Below are 372 nucleotides of genomic sequence, written 5' to 3' on the forward strand. Positions count from 1 at the left end.
CCACCCTCGCCGCCACCGCCACCCTCGGCAGAGATCGTGCCGGCGCTGGTCGCCGCCGACGTCAGGTGCTCACCGAACGCCTTCGCGTACTTCTCCAGGTTCGACGCCGTCTCACCCGTCGTCTTCAACACACCTGAAATACCCTGCGGATTCAGATCCCAGCCCGGCACTACAGCCCCCGTATCCCGAAGTTCCCACAGTCCTACAGACCTGCAGAGCCCTACGGCCCCACTGCTCTACTGCTCTACACCCTGCCCGCGACGCCCTCGACGCTCAGCCGATGTTGTCGACCGCGGCCTTGGCCCGCTGGATCGTCGACTGCGCCGTACCGTCGTTCTTCTCCAACGTCGACTTCAGCAGCGCGATGATGTT

General features: G+C 64.8%; 1 protein-coding gene. It reads right to left on the bottom strand.

Going from position 1 to position 372, the window contains the following annotated elements:
- Positions 1 to 170 (bottom strand): DUF6507 family protein (locus tag ADK57_RS51195; protein WP_234390220.1); only part of this gene is annotated, 170 nt, incomplete at its 3' end.
- Positions 171 to 372: the final 202 nt, after the last annotated feature.

The organism is Streptomyces sp. MMG1533 (genome assembly GCF_001279775.1).
GTDB lineage: Bacteria > Actinomycetota > Actinomycetes > Streptomycetales > Streptomycetaceae > Streptomyces.